General features: G+C 60.7%; 17 protein-coding genes and 1 tRNA gene. 10 read left to right on the top strand and 8 right to left on the bottom strand.

Going from position 1 to position 20,234, the window contains the following annotated elements:
- Positions 1–73 precede the first annotated feature (73 nt).
- On the top strand, positions 74–895 hold the full coding sequence (locus AKV04_RS20415; protein ID WP_054008236.1) for a response regulator: 822 nt from the start codon (positions 74–76) through the stop codon (positions 893–895).
- Positions 896–943: 48 nt separating this feature from the next.
- On the opposite strand, the gene AKV04_RS20420 is transcribed toward AKV04_RS20415, so the two are convergent.
- Positions 944–1,711: an FkbM family methyltransferase gene (locus AKV04_RS20420; protein ID WP_054008237.1), complete on the bottom strand. Its 768-nt coding sequence runs from the start codon at positions 1,709–1,711 to the stop codon at positions 944–946.
- A 241-nt stretch (positions 1,712–1,952) separates the two neighbouring features.
- Between AKV04_RS20420 and rpsT the strand changes: the two genes are divergently transcribed.
- From rpsT to gyrB, 6 genes are all read left to right on the top strand, one after another.
- Positions 1,953–2,228, top strand: coding sequence for a 30S ribosomal protein S20 (rpsT, locus tag AKV04_RS20425; protein ID WP_054008238.1), 276 nt, complete (start codon positions 1,953–1,955; stop codon positions 2,226–2,228).
- A 636-nt stretch (positions 2,229–2,864) separates the two neighbouring features.
- Positions 2,865–4,235 (top strand): chromosomal replication initiator protein DnaA, encoded by a 1,371-nt coding sequence (dnaA, locus tag AKV04_RS20435; RefSeq protein ID WP_054008240.1) that lies wholly within the window; start codon positions 2,865–2,867, stop codon positions 4,233–4,235.
- A gap of 122 nt (positions 4,236–4,357) precedes the next feature.
- Positions 4,358–5,476 carry a DNA polymerase III subunit beta gene (gene dnaN / locus AKV04_RS20440; RefSeq protein WP_054008241.1) on the top strand — a complete coding sequence of 373 codons (1,119 nt, stop codon included), beginning with the start codon at positions 4,358–4,360 and terminating at the stop codon, positions 5,474–5,476.
- A 63-nt stretch (positions 5,477–5,539) separates the two neighbouring features.
- Positions 5,540–6,643, top strand: coding sequence for a DNA replication/repair protein RecF (gene recF, locus AKV04_RS20445; protein ID WP_054008515.1), 1,104 nt, complete (start codon positions 5,540–5,542; stop codon positions 6,641–6,643).
- Positions 6,644–6,662: 19 nt separating this feature from the next.
- Positions 6,663–7,289 (top strand): LysE family translocator, encoded by a 627-nt coding sequence (locus AKV04_RS20450; protein ID WP_054008242.1) that lies wholly within the window; start codon positions 6,663–6,665, stop codon positions 7,287–7,289.
- Positions 7,290–7,363: 74 nt separating this feature from the next.
- Positions 7,364–9,814 (top strand): DNA topoisomerase (ATP-hydrolyzing) subunit B, encoded by a 2,451-nt coding sequence (gene gyrB, locus AKV04_RS20455; RefSeq protein ID WP_054008243.1) that lies wholly within the window; start codon positions 7,364–7,366, stop codon positions 9,812–9,814.
- 66 nt (positions 9,815–9,880) lie between these two features.
- On the opposite strand, the gene AKV04_RS20460 is transcribed toward gyrB, so the two are convergent.
- Both AKV04_RS20460 and AKV04_RS20465 read right to left on the bottom strand, forming a co-directional pair.
- Positions 9,881–10,579: a potassium channel family protein gene (locus AKV04_RS20460; RefSeq protein ID WP_235815720.1), complete on the bottom strand. Its 699-nt coding sequence runs from the start codon at positions 10,577–10,579 to the stop codon at positions 9,881–9,883.
- A 104-nt stretch (positions 10,580–10,683) separates the two neighbouring features.
- Positions 10,684–10,760, bottom strand: a tRNA-Arg gene (locus AKV04_RS20465).
- Between the two features lie 334 nt (positions 10,761–11,094).
- On the opposite strand from AKV04_RS20465, the gene AKV04_RS20470 reads away from it, so the two are divergent.
- Complete coding sequence (locus tag AKV04_RS20470) at positions 11,095–12,126, top strand: LacI family DNA-binding transcriptional regulator (RefSeq protein WP_054008244.1); 1,032 nt, start codon at positions 11,095–11,097, stop codon at positions 12,124–12,126.
- A gap of 199 nt (positions 12,127–12,325) precedes the next feature.
- Here AKV04_RS20470 and AKV04_RS20475 read toward each other — a convergent pair whose 3' ends face one another.
- Positions 12,326–12,646: a hypothetical protein gene (locus AKV04_RS20475; RefSeq protein ID WP_054008245.1), complete on the bottom strand. Its 321-nt coding sequence runs from the start codon at positions 12,644–12,646 to the stop codon at positions 12,326–12,328.
- Between the two features lie 226 nt (positions 12,647–12,872).
- Here AKV04_RS20475 and AKV04_RS20480 point away from each other — a divergent pair, with 226 nt between their 5' ends.
- A complete protein-coding gene (locus AKV04_RS20480; protein ID WP_235815721.1) occupies positions 12,873–13,439 on the top strand; it encodes a glutathione peroxidase in 567 nt (188 codons plus the stop codon).
- Between the two features lie 70 nt (positions 13,440–13,509).
- Here AKV04_RS20480 and AKV04_RS20485 read toward each other — a convergent pair whose 3' ends face one another.
- A complete protein-coding gene (locus AKV04_RS20485) occupies positions 13,510–15,510 on the bottom strand; it encodes an NADPH-dependent 2,4-dienoyl-CoA reductase (protein WP_054008246.1) in 2,001 nt (666 codons plus the stop codon).
- Positions 15,511–15,741: 231 nt separating this feature from the next.
- On the opposite strand from AKV04_RS20485, the gene AKV04_RS20490 reads away from it, so the two are divergent.
- The gene (locus AKV04_RS20490) at positions 15,742–18,162 is read left to right on the top strand and encodes a beta-glucosidase H (protein ID WP_202905664.1); all 2,421 of its coding nucleotides are present in this window, start codon (positions 15,742–15,744) and stop codon (positions 18,160–18,162) included.
- A 73-nt stretch (positions 18,163–18,235) separates the two neighbouring features.
- Here the strand turns inward: AKV04_RS20490 and AKV04_RS20495 are convergent, their stop codons facing one another.
- The 3 genes from AKV04_RS20495 to AKV04_RS20505 form a co-directional block, all read right to left on the bottom strand.
- Positions 18,236–18,610 (bottom strand): hypothetical protein, encoded by a 375-nt coding sequence (locus tag AKV04_RS20495; RefSeq protein ID WP_054008248.1) that lies wholly within the window; start codon positions 18,608–18,610, stop codon positions 18,236–18,238.
- Between the two features lie 7 nt (positions 18,611–18,617).
- The gene (locus tag AKV04_RS20500; RefSeq protein WP_235815722.1) at positions 18,618–19,406 is read right to left on the bottom strand and encodes a DUF6478 family protein; all 789 of its coding nucleotides are present in this window, start codon (positions 19,404–19,406) and stop codon (positions 18,618–18,620) included.
- A gap of 125 nt (positions 19,407–19,531) precedes the next feature.
- Positions 19,532–20,113: a hypothetical protein gene (locus AKV04_RS20505; protein WP_054008249.1), complete on the bottom strand. Its 582-nt coding sequence runs from the start codon at positions 20,111–20,113 to the stop codon at positions 19,532–19,534.
- Positions 20,114–20,234 lie beyond the last annotated feature (121 nt).

A 20,234-nucleotide genomic window follows, 5' to 3' on the forward strand; every position in this document is an offset into this window, starting at 1 on the left:
CCCGTCCTACTCAGGGAACCAAACGCGCGCCCATGCGTTTGGTTCCCAAGAAAATCTATGAGGGAGTAAAAAAATGAGCAATGACGCTACCGCAAATCTTTCCGATCTGGTCGCCCTGCATTTGCCCAGCTTGCGCCGCTATGCGCGCGCTTTAACAGGCAATCAAACCAGCGGCGATCAGTATGCGCTGGCCGCTTTGGAAACGGTTTTGGCGGATCCTGCGTTGATTGCGGATGCAAGCGATGCGAAAGTGGCGCTGTTCAACGTGTTCCACATGGTTTGGGCCAGTTCTGGCGCCCCTGTAGCGCAAGCCGACAGCCGCCTGTCTGCCGCGGCCCAAGCACATATGGCCGAATTGACCCCGAACAGCCGCGAGGCGTTGTTGCTGCATTTCATTGAAGGCTTCAGCTTGGACCAAATCAGCGCGATCATGCAGATCGACACCGAAGAAGCCCAAGGCCTGATCACGCGCGCCCTACATGAGATGACCGGCACCGTCAGCGGTCGGGTCATGGTGATCGAGGATGAAGCCATCATCGCGATGGACATCATCGCCATCGTTGAGGCCATGGGTCACCAGATCACCGGCGTCGCCCGCACGCGCAAAGAAGCGGTGGCGCTGGCCAAGGCGGATATGCCCGATCTGATTTTGGCCGATATTCATCTGGCCGATGCCTCCTCTGGCATCGACGCGGTGAACGAAATCCTTGGTGGCTTTGAGCAGATCCCAGTGATCTTCATCACCGCTTTCCCCGAACGCCTGCTGACCGGGCACCGTCCCGAGCCTGCCTTCCTGATCAACAAGCCCTACACCGAAGAACAGGTGCGCTCGTCGGTCAGTCAGGCGATGTTCTTCGCCTCGACCGAAACCCTGATGACCAAAGAAAACGCCTGATCCTCAACAACTTAATGGCCGCCGCGCATCGTCGTGGCGGCCTTATGGCTACGCCAATGGTCCCAGCAACACATTGCGGTTCATCTTGAAGGACCGCCCCTCGACCAGCACGCCGTAACCCTGCCCCGCGGCCCAGGCCATCAGCGCGTCACTGTTCTTGTGATCGACCTCAAGGAAGATCGGTGGCCGTGACGCCGCGATGCTCTGCTCAAAGCCGCGCAACACCTCCAACTCCATCCCCTCGACATCCACCTTCAGAAAATCAATCCGCGCGCCATCCAGCAGCGCATCGCCCGAGGCCATGCTGATCTGCCCCTCGTCCGAGGCCACCAGCCGCGTCGCCCCCAGATTTTTCTCGCGCGCCTCAAGACTCATCGACGGCGCATCGCTGCGGTCCGACAGCCCATAGCCCAGCGTCGACAGGTTCACCCGGTCCAGCACCCCATTCAGGATCATATTCGACAAGAACAATTCATAAGCCGCCGGATTCGGTTCAAACGGAATGCTCACCGAGGCCCCCAGCAGCTTCAGCGCATAGATCGAATGATTGCCAATATTCGCCCCGGCATCGCAAAACACCCCACCGCGTGGGAAATACTGCGCGATCAGCTTCAACTCCTCCGGCTCATAAAACCGCCCCTTGACGTGGCGCGCCTGAATCCGGTCTTTGCGATCGGCCACCGTGAAGAATATCGGCACGCCGTCATAGACCGAGCGCGTGACCTGCGTGCGGCGCGGATTGGTGAAGATATCCGGGCTTGCGATCATCGCCAAAGCCGTCGCAGACAGATGAGCGGGCGGGCGGGTCATATCCATCGGCAAGGGTCCATTCGGTCAAAGCGGGCAATCGTTGCGGTCAACATCGCCCGCTGGCGTGCTAGGGTCAACGGCCCGCGACGCCGCAGTAGATTTGCTGTTCCCTTTCGCAGCCCTTTACCCTATAGGCCTGCGATACATGCGTGTGAGCCCGCTCTAGGCAGAATCATCCCTTCATCCCTGAGGGGGCCTTGGGGCTTTTGCGCGACATAATTGAGTTGACCCCAAGGATACCATACCGATGGCAAACACTGCCCAGTCCAAAAAACGCGCACGCCAAGCTGATGCTCGTCAAGACATCAACAAAGCCCGCCGCTCGCGCATCCGCACCTTCCTGCGCAAAGTTGAAGAGGCTCTGGCTTCCGGCAACCAAGACGCCGCCGCTCTGGCGCTGAAAAACGCACAGCCTGAACTGGCCCGTGGCGTTTCCAAAGGTGTCATGCACAAAAACACCGTATCGCGCAAAATCTCGCGTCTGGCCTCGCGCGTCAAAGCGCTGGCAACCCCGGCGGCCTAAGACGCTCGGCTGACCAGCCAAGTTGACCTTACGTCACGATAGGGCGCGCGCCGAAAGGCCGCGCCCTATCGCATTTCCGCACAGAAACCCCGCCGCAGAATCGGTCGCCACCGCTGTGCTGATTTCCGAAAACGCAAGCAGCTTGCCGATTCCAACTTCTGATTTTCGTGGCTTTCCGCCCGCAGCGTTGCCGAATTGCACGGTCCGGGGGATTCGCGAAAGCAAACTCCTGTCAAGCGACAAGATCGGTTGCAGGGCCCCGCGGCGGCTTGCTAACTTGCCCAAGCGATTCACTTCGTCTGGGGGACATGACGCCGTCAAAGTAGAAAAATCAGGGGCGCAGCTGCCAAGCCAAGCGTAAAACAACCTGATATTATCCTTTGCCGTCCGAATGTTACACTGCTTGCGCCGAGATTCGGCCAACAGAGGCATCAAACACAGCCACCGGGTCACCCGGTTGCGGTTGTCATAATTTTGTCCCCGCCACCGGGCCGGGACGCTCAAGCAGGCGTGGTGGTTTCACCTGCCGAACCTGAGTGTTTTTCCGGTGGAAACAGTCGTGCTGAACCGCGTGGGAACGTGGGACAACTAGAAAGCGCCATCGGTCTCCGAAAGGCGCTTGGGGAAGACGAGACAATGACGCAAGAGGCCTGGGGCAAGGTACGCGAGACGCTGGCAAAGCGGATCGGCAAGAACAATTTCACCAGTTGGATCGAGCCCTTGCGCTGGGCTGGTCTGACCAATGGCGTCGCACGTTTCGAAGTGCCGACAACGTTTTTCGGCGACTGGGTGTCGCGCAACTATTCCGACCATATCCTTGGCCTGTTGAACGCCGAAGGCCATGCGGCGGGCCGCACCGAGTTTTTCGTGCCGATGACGCAGGCCGCCAACGCGCCGGTGGCCCCGCTCGCCGCCGACAAGCCCGCCCGCGCAGCCAAGCCCAGCCGTAACCGCTCGGATGATGACCTTCCGGGGGCCACCTTGGACTCCCGCTTTACCTTCGACAGCTTCGTTGTCGGCAAACCCAACGAACTCGCCCACGCCGCTGCCCGCCGCGTTGCCGAAGGTGGCCCGGTCACCTTCAACCCGTTGTTCCTCTATGGTGGCGTCGGCTTGGGCAAAACCCACCTGATGCACGCCATTGCCCACGAACTTCAGGCCCGCCAGCCGCAGCTGCGCGTGCTGTATCTCTCGGCTGAGCAATTCATGTACCGCTTCGTGCAAGCCCTGCGCGACAAACAGATCATGGATTTCAAAGAGCTGTTCCGCTCGGTTGATGTGCTGATGGTCGATGATGTGCAATTCATCGCGGGCAAAGACTCCACCCAAGAAGAATTCTTCCACACCTTCAACGCCCTGATTGATCAAAACAAACAGATCGTGATTTCTGCCGACCGCGCGCCGGGTGAGATCAAAGATCTGGAAGACCGCATCAAATCCCGCCTGCAATGCGGCTTGGTCGTCGATCTTCACCCCACCGACTACGAACTCCGCCTCGGCATCCTGCAACAAAAGGCCGAGTATTACCGCCAGCAATACAAAGGCTTGGCGATCTCGACCGGGGTTCTGGAATTCCTCGCGCATCGCATAACCACCAATGTCCGCGTGCTGGAAGGCGCCTTGACCCGCCTGTTCGCTTTTGCCTCGCTGGTTGGCCGCGAAATCACGCTGGAACTGGTGCAAGATTGCCTGGCCGACATCCTGCGCGCATCCGATCGCAAGCTGACCATCGAAGAGATTCAGCGCAAAGTCGCCGAGCATTACAACATCCGCCTGTCGGATATGATCGGCCCGAAACGCCTGCGCAACATCGCGCGGCCGCGTCAGGTGGCGATGTATTTCGCCAAGCAGTTGACCTCGCGCAGCCTGCCCGAGATTGGCCGTCGCTTTGGCGGGCGTGATCACACCACGATCATGCACGGCGTGCGCAAAATCGAAGAGTTGATGAGCACCGATTCGCAGCTTTCCGACGATCTGCAACTGTTGCGGCGCCAGTTGCAGGCTTAAGGCGGTCCCGGCGGGCTTGACCTGCTCCAGAATCGCCCTCAAAGTCCCGAAAATGCTTGTGAACCGGCCAAAACCGGATAGTTTCGACGTCCCTGCATGGGGGCGCCACCAAGGGGAACGACATGAAGATCAGCATCGAACGCGCAACTCTGCTTAAGGCGCTGGCGCAGGCGCAATCGGTGGTGGAACGCCGCAACACCATTCCGATCCTCGCCAATGTGCTGATCGAGGCCGAGGGTGATACGGTGTCGTTCCGCGCCACCGATCTGGATATCGAAGTGGTCGACCGCGCCCCTGCCATGGTAGAACGCGCCGGGGCCACCACGGTATCGGCGGTGATGCTGCACGAAATCATCCGCAAACTGCCCGATGGCGCGCTGGTGGCTTTGACCGAAGATGCCGCTACAGGCCGTCTGACCATTGCCGCAGGCCGCTCCACTTTCAGCCTCGCCACCCTGCCGCGCGAGGATTTCCCAGTGATGGCGACCTCCGAGTATTCCTCGAATTTTGCAGCCCCCGCCCCGGTGCTGCGCCGCCTGTTCGACAAGGCGAAATTTGCAATTTCCACCGAGGAAACCCGCTACTACCTGAACGGCGTCTACATGCACGTCTCAACCGGCGATGTCGGTGCCGTGCTGCGCTGCGTGGCCACCGACGGCCACCGTTTGGCCCGCATCGACGCCCCGCTGCCGGAAGGCGCGCAGGGCATGCCCGGCGTGATCGTGCCGCGCAAGACAGTGAATGAATTGAAGAAACTGCTCGATGATGATTCCGCAATCATCGCCGTTTCGGTGTCGGAAACCAAAGTCCGCTTTGCGACACCCTTGATCACCCTGACCTCGAAAGTCATCGACGGCACCTTCCCCGACTACACCCGCGTCATCCCCACCGGCAACACCCGCCGCTTGGAAGTCGACGCCAGCGAATTCGCCAAAGCCGTCGACCGTGTCGCTACGGTGTCGTCGGAACGTTCGCGCGCGGTGAAACTGTCGCTTGATGAAGACCGCCTGATCCTCTCGGTGAACGCGCCCGATTCCGGGGCCGCCGAAGAAGAACTCGCGGTAGCTTATTCCGATGAACGGCTGGAAATCGGCTTCAACGCCAAATACCTGCTGGAAATCGCCAGCCAAGTGGATCGCGAAAACGCCGTGTTCCTGTTCAACTCCTCCGGTGATCCGACCCTGATGCGCGAAGGCAATGATATGTCGGCGGTCTATGTCGTCATGCCGATGCGCGTGTAAAATACGTCTTGGGGGCTAGCCCCCAAACCCCTAGGATATTTGAGCACAGAGGATGACCAAAGCGTGAGTGGTCTGGCTATTACCGCGCTGAGCCTCTCGCATTTTCGCAGCCACAAAACCGTGCGGCTGGTGTTTGATGGCCGTCCGGTGGCGATTGTCGGCCCCAATGGCGCGGGCAAAACCAATATCCTAGAGGCGGTGTCACTGCTGTCGCCCGGTCGCGGCTTGCGGCGGGCAACGGCCGATGAAATCGCCCGTAAGCCCGAAGCCTTGGGCTGGAAAGTCACCGCCGATCTGCATGGTTTTGGCGCCGATCATCAGGTCGAAACTTGGGCCGAAGGTGGCGACACGCGATCTGTCCGCATTGACGGCAAGGCCACCACCCAAACCGCACTAGGCCGCATCGCCCGCGTGCTGTGGCTGGTCCCCGCGATGGATCGCTTGTGGATTGAGGCTGCCGAAGGCCGCCGCCGCTTCCTCGACCGTATGACCCTCTCCTTCGCCCCCGATCATGCCGAGGCGGTGCTGGGTTATGAAAAAGCCATGCGCGACCGCAACCGTCTGTTGAAAGACCAGATAACCGACCCGCATTGGTACGGCGCGCTGGAATCCCAGATGGCAACCGCAGGCGCGCAGATCACCGCCAACCGCCAAGCCGCCCTGACCCGCCTGAGGCAAGCCCAACGAAACGCCGAAACCGCTTTCCCCCGCGCCGATCTGACCCTGACGGGCGAGGATGCCGACGATCTGGCCACAGCCCTATCCGACAACCGCCGCCGCGATATGGCGGCTGGCCGCAGCCTGATCGGCCCCCACCGCGCCGATATGTCGGCGATCTTCGCCGCCAAATCTGTGCCCGCCGAACAATGCTCGACCGGAGAGCAAAAGGCGCTGCTGATCAGCCTGATCCTCGCCAACGCCCGCGCGCTGGCGGCCGACCTTGGCGCAGCCCCCATCCTGCTACTGGACGAAGTCGCCGCGCATCTCGACACCGCCCGCCGCGCCGCCCTCTATGACGAACTCTGCGCCTTGGGCGCGCAAGCCTTGATGACCGGCACCGAAGCCGCGCTGTTCGACAGCCTCGGCCCCCGCGCGCAGTGCTTTACCGTGACCGAGACGGGTGGCATATCGCAGGTCCTAAGCGCGCCACCCGCCGCCCCGCATTAACCACCAGAAAGCCAGCGCCATGACCGTGACATTCTACGAACTCCTCCTTTACGCGGGCGGCATGGCGCTGCTTTGGGTGATCCCAGGCCCGGTATGGGTGGCGCTGACCGCCCGCGCGTTGTCGGGCGGCTTTGCCAGCGCCTGGCCGCTCGCCATCGGCGTCGCCTTGGGCGATCTGATCTGGCCGATGGCGGCGATCTTCGGCCTGACATGGATCGTCTCAGTCTATGCCGATTTCCTGCACGCCCTGCGCTGGGTCGCCGCTGTGGTGTTCATCGTCATGGGCATCCTGCTGATCCGCAAACCCGCCGTAGCCCCCACAACTGACGGGCGCATGACCAAACCCGGCATGTGGGCGGGCTTTGCGGTGGGGGTGGCGGCGGTGATCGGCAACCCGAAAGCCATCCTGTTCTACATGGGCGTGCTGCCGGGGTTCTTCGATCTCTCGCGCGTCAAAGCCCCCGACATCGCCGCCATTCTGCTGATTTCCGCAGCCGTCCCAATGCTGGGCAACCTCGGCCTCGCGCTGTTTCTCGACCGCGCCCGCCGCCTGCTGTCCAGCCCGGAAAGCATCCGCAAACTCAACCTGATCTCGGGCATTTTGCTGATCGGCGTCGGCGTCGTGATTGCGGCGTCAAACCGCTAAATCTTGTGCCCAAGGCGTGACATCCCCCCCCTGAACCGCTATATTGCGCAGGTAATTCAAGGGGTGAAAACCACATGGCCGAAGAGCCCAAGAAGCCTGAATCCTATGGCGCAGATTCTATCAAAGTTCTCAAAGGCTTAGAGGCTGTTCGCAAGCGTCCGGGCATGTATATTGGCGACACCGACGATGGCTCGGGCCTGCACCATATGGTCTATGAAGTCGTCGATAACGGCATTGACGAAGCCTTGGCCGGACATGCCACGGCGGTGACGGTAAAAATACACGCCGACAGCTCGGTTTCGGTGCGCGACAATGGCCGTGGCATCCCGGTGGACATCCACAAAGAAGAAGGCGTTTCCGCCGCCGAAGTCATCATGACTCAGCTGCACGCAGGCGGTAAATTCAACAACACCGACGATTCCGGCAACGCCTACAAAGTCTCCGGCGGTCTGCATGGCGTCGGCGTCTCGGTCGTCAACGCCCTGTCGGAATGGCTGGAACTGACGGTTTGGCGCAACGATATCGAATACCGCGCTCGCTTTGAACACGGCGAATGTGTGGTGCATGTCTACGAGGTTGGCCCCGCGCCGGGGATGCGCGGCACCGAGGTCCGCTTTCTGGCCGCTGCCAAAACCAACATCCCGGACGGCACGTTTTCCAATCTGGAATACAGCTTCAAAACGCTGGAGCATCGCCTGCGCGAACTGGCCTTCCTGAACTCAGGTGTGCGGATCATCATCGAAGATGAACGCCCCGCCGAGGCTTTGCACACCGAGCTTTACTATGACGGCGGCGTGAAGGAATTCGTGAAATACATCGACCGCTCCAAGACCTCGATCATGGCAGAGCCGATCTATATGATTGGCGAACGCAATGGCATCGTGATCGAAGTCGCGATGTGGTGGAACGACAGCTATAACGAAATGGTGCTGCCGTTCACCAACAACATCCCGCAGCGCGACGGCGGCACCCATATGGCGGGCTTCCGCGGCGCTCTGACCCGCACCATCAACGCCTATGCGCAGTCTTCGGGCATCGCCAAGCGCGAGAAGATCGATTTCACCGGTGATGACGCCCGCGAAGGCCTGACCTGCGTGTTGTCGGTGAAAGTGCCCGATCCGAAATTCTCCAGCCAAACCAAAGACAAACTGGTGTCCTCCGAGGTCCGCCCGGCAGTCGAAAACATGGTCAACGAAAAGCTGTCTGAATGGTTTGAAGAAAACCCGCAGAACGCCAAGATCATCGTCGGCAAGATCATCGAGGCCGCAATGGCCCGCGAAGCCGCCCGCAAGGCCCGCGAACTGACCCGCCGCAAGACCGCCTTGGATGTGTCGAACTTGCCCGGCAAACTTGCCGACTGTCAGGAAAAAGACGCCTCCAAGGCCGAGATTTTCCTCGTCGAGGGGGATTCGGCTGGTGGTTCCGCCAAGCAGGGGCGTAGCCGCGCCAATCAGGCCGTCCTGCCGCTGAAAGGCAAGATCCTCAACGTCGAGCGCGCCCGGTTTGACCGGATGCTGGCAAGCCAAGAAATCGGCACGCTGATCACAGCGCTCGGCACCGGCATTGGCCGGGATGAGTTTGATATCAAGAAGTTGCGCTACCACAAGGTCGTCATCATGACCGACGCCGATGTCGATGGCGCGCATATCCGCACCCTGATCCTGACCTTCTTCTTCCGGCAAATGCCGCAGCTGATCGAGGGCGGCTTCCTCTATATCGCCCAGCCGCCGCTCTATAAAGTCGCGCGTGGCAAGTCCGAAGTTTACATCAAAGACCAAGCCGCCCTTGAAGATTACCTGATCGACATGGGCGTTGAAGGCGCCGTCTTGGCCCTGCCGACGGGCGAGGAAATCGCCGGCGCCGATCTGCGCCGCATTATCGACGGCGCGCGCCAGTTCCGCCGCGTGCTTGATAGCTTCCCCACCAACTACCCGCGCGGTATTCTGGAACAGGCCGCCCTCGCAGGGGCTTTCGACCAAGGTCAGGCCGACGCCGATCTGCAAGCCGTTGCCACCACCGTCGCCAACCGTCTGAACCTGATCGCGCCGGAATACGAAAAGGGCTGGAGCGGCCGGATCACCCAAGACCACGGCATCCGCCTGTCCCGTGTGCTGCGCGGCGTCGAAGAACTGCGCACTCTGGATGGTGCCGTGCTGCGCTCTGGCGAAGCCCGCCGCCTCGCCGCAATCTCGCGCGAAACCCGCGATCACTACCGCGACCCGGCCCGCCTGAGCCGCAAAGACCGCGAACAACTCGTCCACGGCCCGATTGATCTGCTGAAGTCGATCCTCGCCGAAGGCGAAAAAGGCCTGACCCTGCAACGCTATAAGGGCTTGGGAGAGATGAACCCGGAACAACTCTGGGAAACCACGCTCGACCCGGAAGCCCGCACCCTGCTGCAAGTCAAGATTGACGATCTCGCCGAAGCCGACGACATTTTCACCAAACTGATGGGCGATGTTGTTGAGCCTCGGCGCGAATTCATCCAAGCCAACGCGCTGAACGTGGAACACCTCGACGCGTAACCAAGATATGCTGCCGTGTAGTAATTACGCGGCAGCCGTCCCGTGCCGCCAACGCAATTACACCGCTCAGTCGCTGCCTTCATCCTTGATCGCCAGTAGATTGCCGCAAGCCTTGCAATGCACCGCGTCCCGGTCATGGCGACTAAACCCGCAATGCGTGCAGGTGTAATCCACCTTGGCGGGCCGCAACACCACCTGCACCAACCGCAAGAACAGCGGCACCCCGAAGATCATAATGGCAATCGACAACACCTTGCCGAATGGCCCCACCAGCGTCACATCGCCAAACCCGGTCGTGGTCAGCGTCGCAATGGTGAAATAGGCCGCATCCACATAGTTGCGGATCCCCGAATTTATGCCGTACTGGGTTTCAAACACCAACGCCGTGGTGAAAAAGATAAAGCAGGTCAGATTGATCGCAGCCTTGATGGTGCCCTCACGGTCGCGGAAAAACTGGAAATCGCGGCGCAACTGCTTCAAAATCTGATGCGACTGCAACAGCCGCAGCATCCGTACCACCCGCATGAAGGCCAGCCCCTCACCGGTTAACGGCATGATCAGCGAAATCACCACAAGCACGTCGATCACGTTGAAAAAGCGCAACATCTCGCGCAGTGGACGCTTGCTTAGCCACAGCCGCGCGACAAGGTCTGCCAATATAATCACGCCAAACAGTGCGTCCACCAGTTTGACGTAAGGCCCATAGCCGGAAAACGACGAGGCAATCAGAAACACAATCGTGGTCAGATCGAACGCAAGCAACATGTAGCGAAATCGTACCGCCACCACTGAACGCCCAAAGTAAAGCTCTCTCAGTCGTGCTCTTGCCCGTATCTCCGCCATTGCCCCGCCGTGCTGCTTATCCAATTTGGTGACCCCGGCGTGATTCGAACACGCGGCCTACGGTTTAGGAAACCGTCGCTCTATCCGGCTGAGCTACGGAGTCACGCGACCCTACATGCGAAAAATCCTGCGCAGATGCAACAGGCTTGGCGCAGCACAGGAAGGGGAAATTAAGGGGGAGTGACTTTTGGCCCACCACTCCCCCTCGGGTCCGTCGCGTCTGGGTTGAGAGCTTGCAGGACGCGCCGAATATCGCCAGCACGAATGCTGTTACCGCTAACATATCGCAGCCCCGCCCCCAGAACAAGCATTATCTTGGGAGATCTGCCGCGCAGTCCCGCCCATCGGCGGAGAGTTCTGCCAATGATTTGGACGGGGGCTTGGACATATGCGGAATAGACGATAACAAGGAAGAAACCCTTTCACAGGCCATTCCCTTGAGCAAACCCCCAATCCCCGAGCCACGCCGCACTCTGACCCTTCGCGATGTGTCCGAGGCGTCAGGCGTCAGCGAAATGACCGTCAGTCGCGTGCTGCGCAATCGTGGGGATGTGTCCGACAGCACCCGTGAGCGGGTACAGGAAGCCGCCCGCCGCTTGGGCTATGTGCCGAACAAAATCGCCGGGGCTTTGGCCAGCCAGCGCGTCAATCTGGTGGCGGTGATCATCCCGTCGCTGTCGAATATGGTGTTCCCCGAAGTGATGACGGGTATCTCCGACACGCTGGAAGACACTGGCCTGCAACCCGTTGTTGGCGTTACCAATTATTCGCCAGACCGCGAAGAATCCGTGCTGTATGAGATGCTGTCATGGCGGCCCTCAGGCGTGATTATCGCCGGGCTGGAACATACCGATGCCGCCCGAGCCATGCTGGCGCAAGCCGGGATTCCGATCGTCGAGATCATGGATATCGACGGCACTCCAGTCGATTCTGCCGTCGGCATCTCGCACCGCCGCGCCGGGCGTCAGATGGCCGAGGCGATCATCGCCGCAGGCTATCGCAATATCGCTTTCCTTGGCACGATGATGCCGCATGATCACCGCGCCCGCAAACGGCTGGAAGGCTTTGAAGAAGCGCTCGCGAAAGCAGGCCTAAGCCTCGTGGACCGTGAGTTTTACTCCGGCGGCTCGGCCCTGCTGAAAGGCCGCGAGATGACCGAGGCCGTGCTGACCCGCAGCCCACAGGTCGATTTCCTGTATTATTCCAATGACATGATCGGCGCGGGCGGCTTGCTCTATTGCCTGCACAAAGGCCTCGATGTACCGGGACAGATCGGCCTTGCGGGTTTCAACGGCGTCGAACTGCTCGATGGTCTGCCGCGCAAACTGGCAACAATGGACGCCTGCCGTCTGGAAATCGGCCGCGTTGCCGCCGAAATCATCGCGGGCAAACACCCCTCCGGCACCATCGGCGGCGAAGTAATCGAACTGTTCCCAACCTTGCAAAAAGGCGACACGATTCGCGGCTAAGGCGTCTTCTGGCCGAATTTTGCGATGTAAGTTTGTTGGACAGCGACCCCTACTCGACGCAAAGCGGTGTCGGTACTGCCACGACGCGGACCGATAGGATGACACTTGGCGGCGGCGGTCAGCTATGCGGGATAATGCAGCCGATTCCGGCGACGACACAAGTGTCCGGTCACCATGCTAATATGACGAATTCGGGGCTTCAAATAAGATATTCCGGCGCGAGAAGCTTCACCAAGCCCGCGACCAAAAACAAGGCCACAAAGCTAATAGCAACATAAGTAATTGCTCTTAGCCACGGCCGTCGCAACTCAGGAAAAATTTCACCTGCGAAAAAGCGTCCGAATTTTTTTTGCGGGCTGTTCTGATCACCTAACGCTTTCCAAGGAATGTTTGCGTTTTTCCAATCGGACGATCCGAAAATAGTCAAAATAACCTTCACTTGCCAAAAGAAAGCAATGAAAAAAGCGATGACGGCATTGGCGAACAACACCATGACCAAGGCAGAGACAACAACAGTCATAATGCTTCCTATATTCGCCAACGGCAGCTCAGCAACGGCTTAGCGGACATTGATCTGCCGTAAAGCAAATGACAAGACGAGCTCAAAGCAACGTTTCTCCAATCCTCTGGACAAGGGCAATGTTTGCCAGTTCCCTTGCCCCCAACGTCTCGACTCCGGCCTGCCAAAGATTGATCCAATCGCTGCATCCAAACGTATTTCAATTATGACCGCGCCGGAGGCCCGCATGACACCGCAACGCCCACTTGCATTCAGTACCCTCTTGGCAGCATCCTTGCTGACGATCCAACCCGGAGCAGCCCGCATGGACCAAGCCGCCGATCCCGCCCCCAGCTTCCAGTTCACCTCGATTGATGGCGGAAAATACGACACCGCCAAATGGCGCGGCAAGCCGGTGCTGGTGGTCAACACCGCCTCGCTCTGCGGCTACACCCCGCAGTATGCCGATCTGCAAGCCTTATCCGACTTTTACGGCGATAAAGCCGTGGTGCTGGCGGTGCCCTCGGATGATTTCAACCAAGAACTCGCCTCCGAAGCCGAGGTGAAAGACTTCTGCGAACTGAACTACAATCTGACCCTGCCGATGACCACCATCGCCCATGTCGCAGCGGGCGACGTGCATCCGTTCTACGCATGGATCAGCGACACAACCGGCTTTGTTCCCGGCTGGAATTTCAACAAAGTGCTGATCGGCCCGGATGGCAATTTCGTGCAGGCTTGGGGGTCCAACGCGCAGCCGATGGAGGCTATGAAAGACGCAATCGACGCTATTCTGCCGGCGGGAAAGGCTTAACAAGCCGTTGACAGCCTCCAGCTAAGCCATTGAAATCATACGACACCTGTAGGTGTCCACGCGTGGACACCTACAGCCGCGCCGCCAACCGCGCGCCCTGATCAATCGCCCGCTTGGCATCCAATTCAGCCGCCACATCCGCCCCCCCGATCACATGGGCGGCAATGCCGACCTCTGCGAGCCGATCCGCCAGCCCCCGCTCCGGCACCTGCCCGGCACAAAGAACCACCTGATCCACCGCCAAGATTTCCTCCACGCCATCCCTCGAAATCCGCAGGCCCCCGGCCTCGATCCCCAAATAACTCACCCCGCCCCACATCTTCACCCCCTTCATCTGCAAGGCCGCGCGATGAATCCACCCCGTCGTCTTCCCCAGCCCCCGCCCCGGTTTCTCGGCCTTTCTCTGCAACAACCAAACCTCCCGCGCGGGCTCGTCAGGCGCAGGCTCCGCCAGCCCGCCCGCAGTCACCCCCGGGTCCCCCACCCCCCACTCGCGCCGCCATTCCTCGGGATGCTCGGTCACCGAATGGCCCCCCGCCACCAGAAATTCCGCGACATCAAAGCCAATCCCCCCCGCCCCGATCACCGCAACCCGGCGCCCAACCGGGGCACCCCGCAGCACCTCACTATAACTCAACCCCCGCTCTTGCCCCGCAATCCCCGGATCACGCGGGCTAACCCCCGTGGCCACCACCACCTCATCAAAGCCGCGCAGATCATCGACCCCAACAGCCTGCCCCAACCTCACCTCAATCCCGGCCTCAGCCACGCTCGCCGCGAACCAGTCCACCAATCCGTTGAACTCCTCTTTCCCCGGCACCAAGCGCGCGAGGTTCAACTGCCCGCCCAACCGATCAGCCCGGTCAAACAACGTTACCCGATGCCCCCGCTTGGCCGCGACCAGTGCCGTCATCAGCCCCGCAGGCCCCGCCCCGACCACCGCGACCCGCTTCGAAATATCGGCGAGATCATAGCTCAGCACGGTTTCATGGCAGGCACGCGGGTTGACCAGACAAGAGGTCAGCTTGCCGGAAAAGGTATGGTCCAAACATGCCTGATTGCAGGCAATACAGGGGGCGATCTGATCCGCCCGCCCCGCCGCCGCTTTGGCAACGAAATCCGGGTCGGCCAGAAACGGCCGCGCCATCGAGACCATATCGGCAGCCCCCTCGGCCAGTAAAGCTTCGGCCACTTCCGGCGTGTTGATCCGGTTTGAGGTGATCACTGGGATCGACACCTCTGGTCGTAACCGGGCGGTCAGGGGCGCGAAAGCGGCGCGGGGGACCGAGGTGGCGATGGTCGGCACGCGAGCCTCATGCCAGCCAATGCCGGTGTTCAGGATACTGGCCCCAGCTGCTTGGACGGCACGGGCGAGGGTGACAATCTCGTCCCAAGTGGAACCATTGGGAATCAGGTCGATCAGGCTGATGCGGTAGATCAGGATGAAATCTGGCCCCACAGCTTCGCGGACCCTGCGGACCACCTCGACAGGCAGCCGCATCCGATTCTCAAAGCTGCCGCCCCAGCGATCCTCGCGGTGGTTGGTATGGGTGACGAGGAACTGATTGAGGAAATAGCCTTCCGACCCCATCACCTCGACCCCGTCATAGCCCGCCTCACGGGCGCGGTTGGCGGCGGTAACGATGTCGACGATTTGTTTTTCGATGCCTGCTTCATCAAGCTCTCGCGGCGGGAAGGGAGAGATCGGGGATTTGATGGACGAGGCGGAGACGCAGTCTTTCGAATAGGCATACCTTCCCGCGTGCAGGATTTGCATGGCGATCAGTCCGCCGGATTGGTGAACTCGGTCCGTCACGATGCGGTGGTTCTGAATATCTTGCGGGGTGAACAGGCCCGCCGCCCCAGGGAAAACGCCGCCTTCGCGGTTGGGGGCCATGCCGCCCGTCACCATCAATCCGACCCCGCCCCGCGCCCGCGTCGCATAAAATTCCGCGACGCGGTTCCAGTCGCCGGTCTCTTCCAGCCCGGTGTGCATCGAGCCCATCAGCACCCGATTTTTTAGGGTGATATGGCCCAGATCAAGCGGGGCGAGCAGGTGGGGATAGGGCATCTTGGTCCTCCGAGTTCGGCGCAGGATGGCGGTGATTTGGCGGTTTGTCATTGAAAACGCGGCGTCACGCTTGGCACTGTCCACGCGTGGACAGATTTTCCGCTAAGCAAAATCAATACGTTAGCGAGGGCGCATTTACACTTTCTTCACGTCTGGCCACTACGCCGCACAATCACATTGCAACCTCGCATCCTCGGCTGCAATCCTTAGGCATGCAACCCGGAGGATATGATGACCCAGATCGCGCGCATCACCAATCTTGTCGATGCCATGACGCTGGCCGAGCAGGTCAGCCTGCTGTCGGGCGCGGATTTCTGGAGCCTTCCCGCCATCGAGCGGCTGAACGTCCCAAAACTGCGCGTCACTGATGGGCCGAATGGCGCGCGGGGGGGCGGCAGCCTGATTGGCGGGGTGAAATCGGCGGCGTTTCCGGTTGGGATCGCGCTGGGGGCGACGTGGAACCCGGATTTGCTGCGTGAAATCGGCGGTGCTTTGGCCGAGGAGGTAAAGTCGAAAGGTGCGCATGTGCTGCTGGCGCCGACGGTGAACATTCAGCGCAGCCAGACCAATGGTCGGAATTTTGAGTGTTATTCGGAAGACCCGATCCTGACGGCAGAGCTTGCGATCAGCTATATCACCGGGCTGCAAGCGCAGGGCGTGGCGGCAACGATCAAGCATTTTGTCGGCAATGAATCTGAGATTGAGCGCACCTCGATCTCATCTGAAATTGACGAACGCAGCTTACGCGAGGTCTATCTGGTGCCGTTTGAGGCGGCGGTGAAGCGGGCGAACACTTGGGCGGTGATGAGCAGCTACAACCGCTTGGGCGGGATTTTCACCAGCGAACATGCATGGCTGCTCAACACCGTGCTGCGCGGCGATTGGGGCTTTGACGGGGTGGTGATGTCGGATTGGTTTGGCAGCCATTCTACAGTTGAAACGGTCAATGCGGGTTTGGATTTAGAGATGCCGGGGCCGACGCGCGACCGGGGGGCAAAGCTGATTGCAGCGGTTGAGGCGGGCGAGGTTTCGGCAGAGTTGGTGCGCGAACGTGCTTTGAATGTGCTGCGTTTGATGGCACGGACAGGGGCGCTAGAGGATCATTCAGAATGGGCGGAGCGCGCCGATGATCGCCCCGAACACCGGGCTTTGATCCGGCGTGCTGGGGCGGAAGCGGCGGTTTTGTTGAAGAATGACGGAGTGTTGCCGCTTGTCGGCGGCAAACTGGCAGTGATTGGGCCGAATGCCAAGGTGGCGCAGATTATGGGCGGTGGCTCGGCGCAGTTGAACGCGCATTACCGGGTCACGCCCTATGATGGCTTGGTCGCGGCAGGAGTCGCGGTGGAGTATGCCTATGGCTGCGACATTGGCAAATTCCAACCGGTCTTGCCGGGTCCATTGAAAATGGAAATGTTTTTCAATCGTGAGCTTGCGGGCCAGCCTGCGGCGGTCGATGAACTGCCCGAGGCGACTGGATTCTGGTTTGGCCCGTTGAAGGGCGGCGTCGACGCGGCGCATTTCTCGGCGCGGATTTCGACGCGGTTTGAGGCGACGGCGACAGGGGTGTGGCGGTTGGGCCTGCGCGCGGCGGGGCTGGCGCGGGTGTTTGTCGATGGGGTTGATGTGGTTGAGGCTTGGCAAAGCTGGAGCCGTGGCACGACGTTTTTCGAGGAAGGCTGCGACGAGGTTTTGGCCGATCTGCCGATGCTGGCGGGGCAAAGCTATGACATCGTGATCGAATTTGCCTCGAAAGCCTCGGACACTCTGGCATTTTCGGCCTTGGCGGTGGGTCTGGGTCTGCCCTCTGGCGATGCCGAGATTGCCGAGGCGGTTGCGGTGGCGGCGCGCGCCGACGTGGCCGTGCTGTTCGTCGGGCGCGATGCGTCTTGGGATACCGAGGGCGCTGATTTGCCAGGGATAACCCTGCCGGGGCGGCAGGCGGAGTTGATCGCGGCGGTGGCGGCGGTGAACCCGAACATCGTGGTGGTGCTGCAGACCGGCGGGCCGGTCGAGATGCCTTGGCTGGGCGAAGTCGCTGCCGTTTTGCAGGCGTGGTATCCCGGGCAGGAAGCGGGCAATGCGATTGCCGATGTGCTGCTGGGCACGGAACCCGGCGGGCGGTTGCCGCAGACATTCCCCGCCCGTTGGTCGGATGGCGTGACGCAGACGCAGGACCCCGAGATCTACCCGGGGCTGGATGGCCGCGTGCGCTATGAGGAGGGCGTGTTTATTGGCTATCGTCATGCCGACTTGATCGGGGTGCCGCCGCTGTTCCCGTTCGGGTTTGGGCTGTCCTACACGCGGTTTGAACTGGCGGATTTGACGGTGGACGGGACAGAGGTTTCTGTGACCCTGCGCAATGTCGGGGATCGGTCGGGCAGCACCGTGGTGCAGCTTTATGTGACTCCGGTCGCCAGTGCGGTGGCGCGGCCCGCGCGGGAGTTGAAGGCGTTTGCAAAGGTTGCACTGGCAGCTGGCGCAGAGCGGCGGCTGGTGCTGGGATTGACGGCGCGCGACTTTGCGTGGTTCTGCGTCGAGCGGCGGGCTTGGGTGGTCGAGGCCGGGCGCTATGGCGTCGAGGTTGGACAATCGGCGCTGGATTTGCCGTTGAAGGGGGTTGTGACGGTTGCGGCGGCGGTGCTGGCGGTGTGATTTGCTGCGCAGCAAAGCGGTGACAATGCTGCGGTTTTGCTGCGCAGCAATCTTTCACAATCAGATGGTTAGCTTACATCGTGGTTTCAAGGCAGTGACGGCGAAACGCCCGCTTCAACATGTCCAGCTCAGCGCGCAGCAGGTCTAACTCGGCGCGCACATCGTCTTCCATCGCCACCCCGGTGATGATGGTGAAATGCGCGAGGGTTTGCCCGGTGCCGCGATTGCGGATCAGGAAGGTTTGCACGCCTTCGCTGAGCAGTTCCGCCGGGATCGGCACCTGCACGGCGAATTCGCCGGGACGGTCGGGGATTGCGGCAACGGTGACACCCGCGATGGGTTGCTCAAGGTGCAACACGTCCAAAGCCGGGGTGCCAGAAGTGCCGGTCAGCACGCCTTCCCAGATGCCAGCGCGGATGCGGGTTTTGGTGAGTGTGGTGTCGGGCATCAAAACCTCAGAGTTCGGCGCGCGGGCGGCGCGAGAAGGTCACATCGCGCAGGATGATCTGGTTCATTTCCGGACCTTCAAAGATCAGATCGACCCAGAGTTTTTCCACCCGCTTTTCGTTGATCTTGGAATACGCGAGGTCAAATTCGACCATCACCTCCTCCTCATTCAGCGGCAATTCGCGGACGATCTGTTCGATGTTGGGACCATGTTTGATGTTCAGCCGGGCGAAGATTTCCAGCGGCTTTTCCATCTCAACGATCACATCCATGCGGATGACGTGGTTTTGCTTCAGGCCGCGCGCGGCGTCTTCCGGCAGATCAACCACCAGCGACAGGAAAGAGCCATCAAAGCGGAACACATCCATGCGAAAGCCAAACGGCGCAATGTCGGCCTCACGCGTGTTGCGGATCTGGCGCACGGTCAGTTCCGAGCGACGGCAATCGTGGAAAATCGTAGCACCATCGTAGATCGGGGCTTTGCCGGGCACGCTCGCAAACCCCGGCACCGGGATCGAGCCTTTCCACAACTGCGGCCGCCATGCCCAATCGGTGCCCAGCGGCTTGCGGATGATGTTAGAGCCGATCACCGGCAAAGCAAGGCGATGATCAGCCTCGTGGATCACCCGATCCAGATTGCGGCGCAAAGCGCGGGCGCGGCTGCGCAACGACCGCAAGCCGTCAAGATCGGTGGCGGGCGCACCATCCGCGGCATCGCCCCAGCGGCGCAACGCCCGCTTGTGCAACAGCCGATCGACAAACCCTGACATCCGCCCCGCCATGAAACCTTCCCGCATTTTCCCTTGAGGGTGCATTGTTGAATATATGGAAACTATGCTGTTATCGCTGCAAAAATCTTAATACTCCACCCTAAAGCACGGTGCGCTGCCAAGAACTGTCACGATCTGCGGCGGTCGCAGCTTTACACGGGCGCTTTGTTGGCGGCGCGCAGAGCGTCTAGGGCTTTTTCCAGGATTTTGCGGCCCTCAGCCGGGTCCAGCCGCACTTCATCGGTGCCCGTCGCTGACAGCGTGACAAGACGCGCCTTCACCCCGATCACCGCGCGCCAATATTCGCCGACATTGCGATCTTGCAGATGCAACAGAAACGCATCGCCCGAGCCCAAAGCCGCAATAACTTTGACATCCCCCGCGCGGCCCGACCGCGACAAGGTGGCGCGGCCCTGTTTTGAGGCGAAGAACGAAGCCAGCGCCGGACCACCCGCCGTCATCACCCCCGCTGAGCCGCCCTGCCCAATGGAGACGGTGATCAGCGCCGGGATAGCCTTCATCGCATCCGAGCAGCGCCCCATCAGAATAACGGCGGTATCGCGGCTTTCCCGGCTGGCTTTACCATCGATGCAATAGCCGGGCGGCACACCGATTTGCAGCGCGCCTCCCAGCACCGGGGCGGCGCGCGATGAGGTAAAGCCAGAGCCGACCTGACAGCTCGCCAGCGTCAAGGCGATGGCCAGCAGAGCGGAAAGACGGGTCAGGGTCTGCATCGGGTCAGGCTCCGGTCTGGTAGCAGGGGGATTCTGGCAGGAATGAGAGGGCGTTGCGCAAAGCGATAGAGCCGCGATAGCTTTGACACAAGCCGGATATGTGGCTAGCACAGATCGACAT

This window comes from Cypionkella psychrotolerans (assembly GCF_001294535.1).
GTDB lineage: Bacteria > Pseudomonadota > Alphaproteobacteria > Rhodobacterales > Rhodobacteraceae > Cypionkella > Cypionkella psychrotolerans.

What these genes read in the sequence shown, in the direction of transcription:
- AKV04_RS20415 (WP_054008236.1), top strand. Translation starts at nt 74, where the DNA reads ATGAGCAATGACGCTACCGCAAATCTTTCCGATCTGGTCGCCCTGCAT.
- AKV04_RS20420 (WP_054008237.1), bottom strand. Translation starts at nt 1,711, where the DNA reads ATGGATATGACCCGCCCGCCCGCTCATCTGTCTGCGACGGCTTTGGCG.
- rpsT (WP_054008238.1), top strand. Translation starts at nt 1,953, where the DNA reads ATGGCAAACACTGCCCAGTCCAAAAAACGCGCACGCCAAGCTGATGCT.
- dnaA (WP_054008240.1), top strand. Translation starts at nt 2,865, where the DNA reads ATGACGCAAGAGGCCTGGGGCAAGGTACGCGAGACGCTGGCAAAGCGG.
- dnaN (WP_054008241.1), top strand. Translation starts at nt 4,358, where the DNA reads ATGAAGATCAGCATCGAACGCGCAACTCTGCTTAAGGCGCTGGCGCAG.
- AKV04_RS20450 (WP_054008242.1), top strand. Translation starts at nt 6,663, where the DNA reads ATGACCGTGACATTCTACGAACTCCTCCTTTACGCGGGCGGCATGGCG.
- gyrB (WP_054008243.1), top strand. Translation starts at nt 7,364, where the DNA reads ATGGCCGAAGAGCCCAAGAAGCCTGAATCCTATGGCGCAGATTCTATC.
- AKV04_RS20460 (WP_235815720.1), bottom strand. Translation starts at nt 10,579, where the DNA reads ATGTTGCTTGCGTTCGATCTGACCACGATTGTGTTTCTGATTGCCTCG.
- AKV04_RS20475 (WP_054008245.1), bottom strand. Translation starts at nt 12,646, where the DNA reads ATGACTGTTGTTGTCTCTGCCTTGGTCATGGTGTTGTTCGCCAATGCC.
- AKV04_RS20480 (WP_235815721.1), top strand. Translation starts at nt 12,873, where the DNA reads ATGACACCGCAACGCCCACTTGCATTCAGTACCCTCTTGGCAGCATCC.
- AKV04_RS20485 (WP_054008246.1), bottom strand. Translation starts at nt 15,510, where the DNA reads ATGCCCTATCCCCACCTGCTCGCCCCGCTTGATCTGGGCCATATCACC.
- AKV04_RS20490 (WP_202905664.1), top strand. Translation starts at nt 15,742, where the DNA reads ATGACCCAGATCGCGCGCATCACCAATCTTGTCGATGCCATGACGCTG.
- AKV04_RS20495 (WP_054008248.1), bottom strand. Translation starts at nt 18,610, where the DNA reads ATGCCCGACACCACACTCACCAAAACCCGCATCCGCGCTGGCATCTGG.
- AKV04_RS20500 (WP_235815722.1), bottom strand. Translation starts at nt 19,406, where the DNA reads ATGCGGGAAGGTTTCATGGCGGGGCGGATGTCAGGGTTTGTCGATCGG.
- AKV04_RS20505 (WP_054008249.1), bottom strand. Translation starts at nt 20,113, where the DNA reads ATGCAGACCCTGACCCGTCTTTCCGCTCTGCTGGCCATCGCCTTGACG.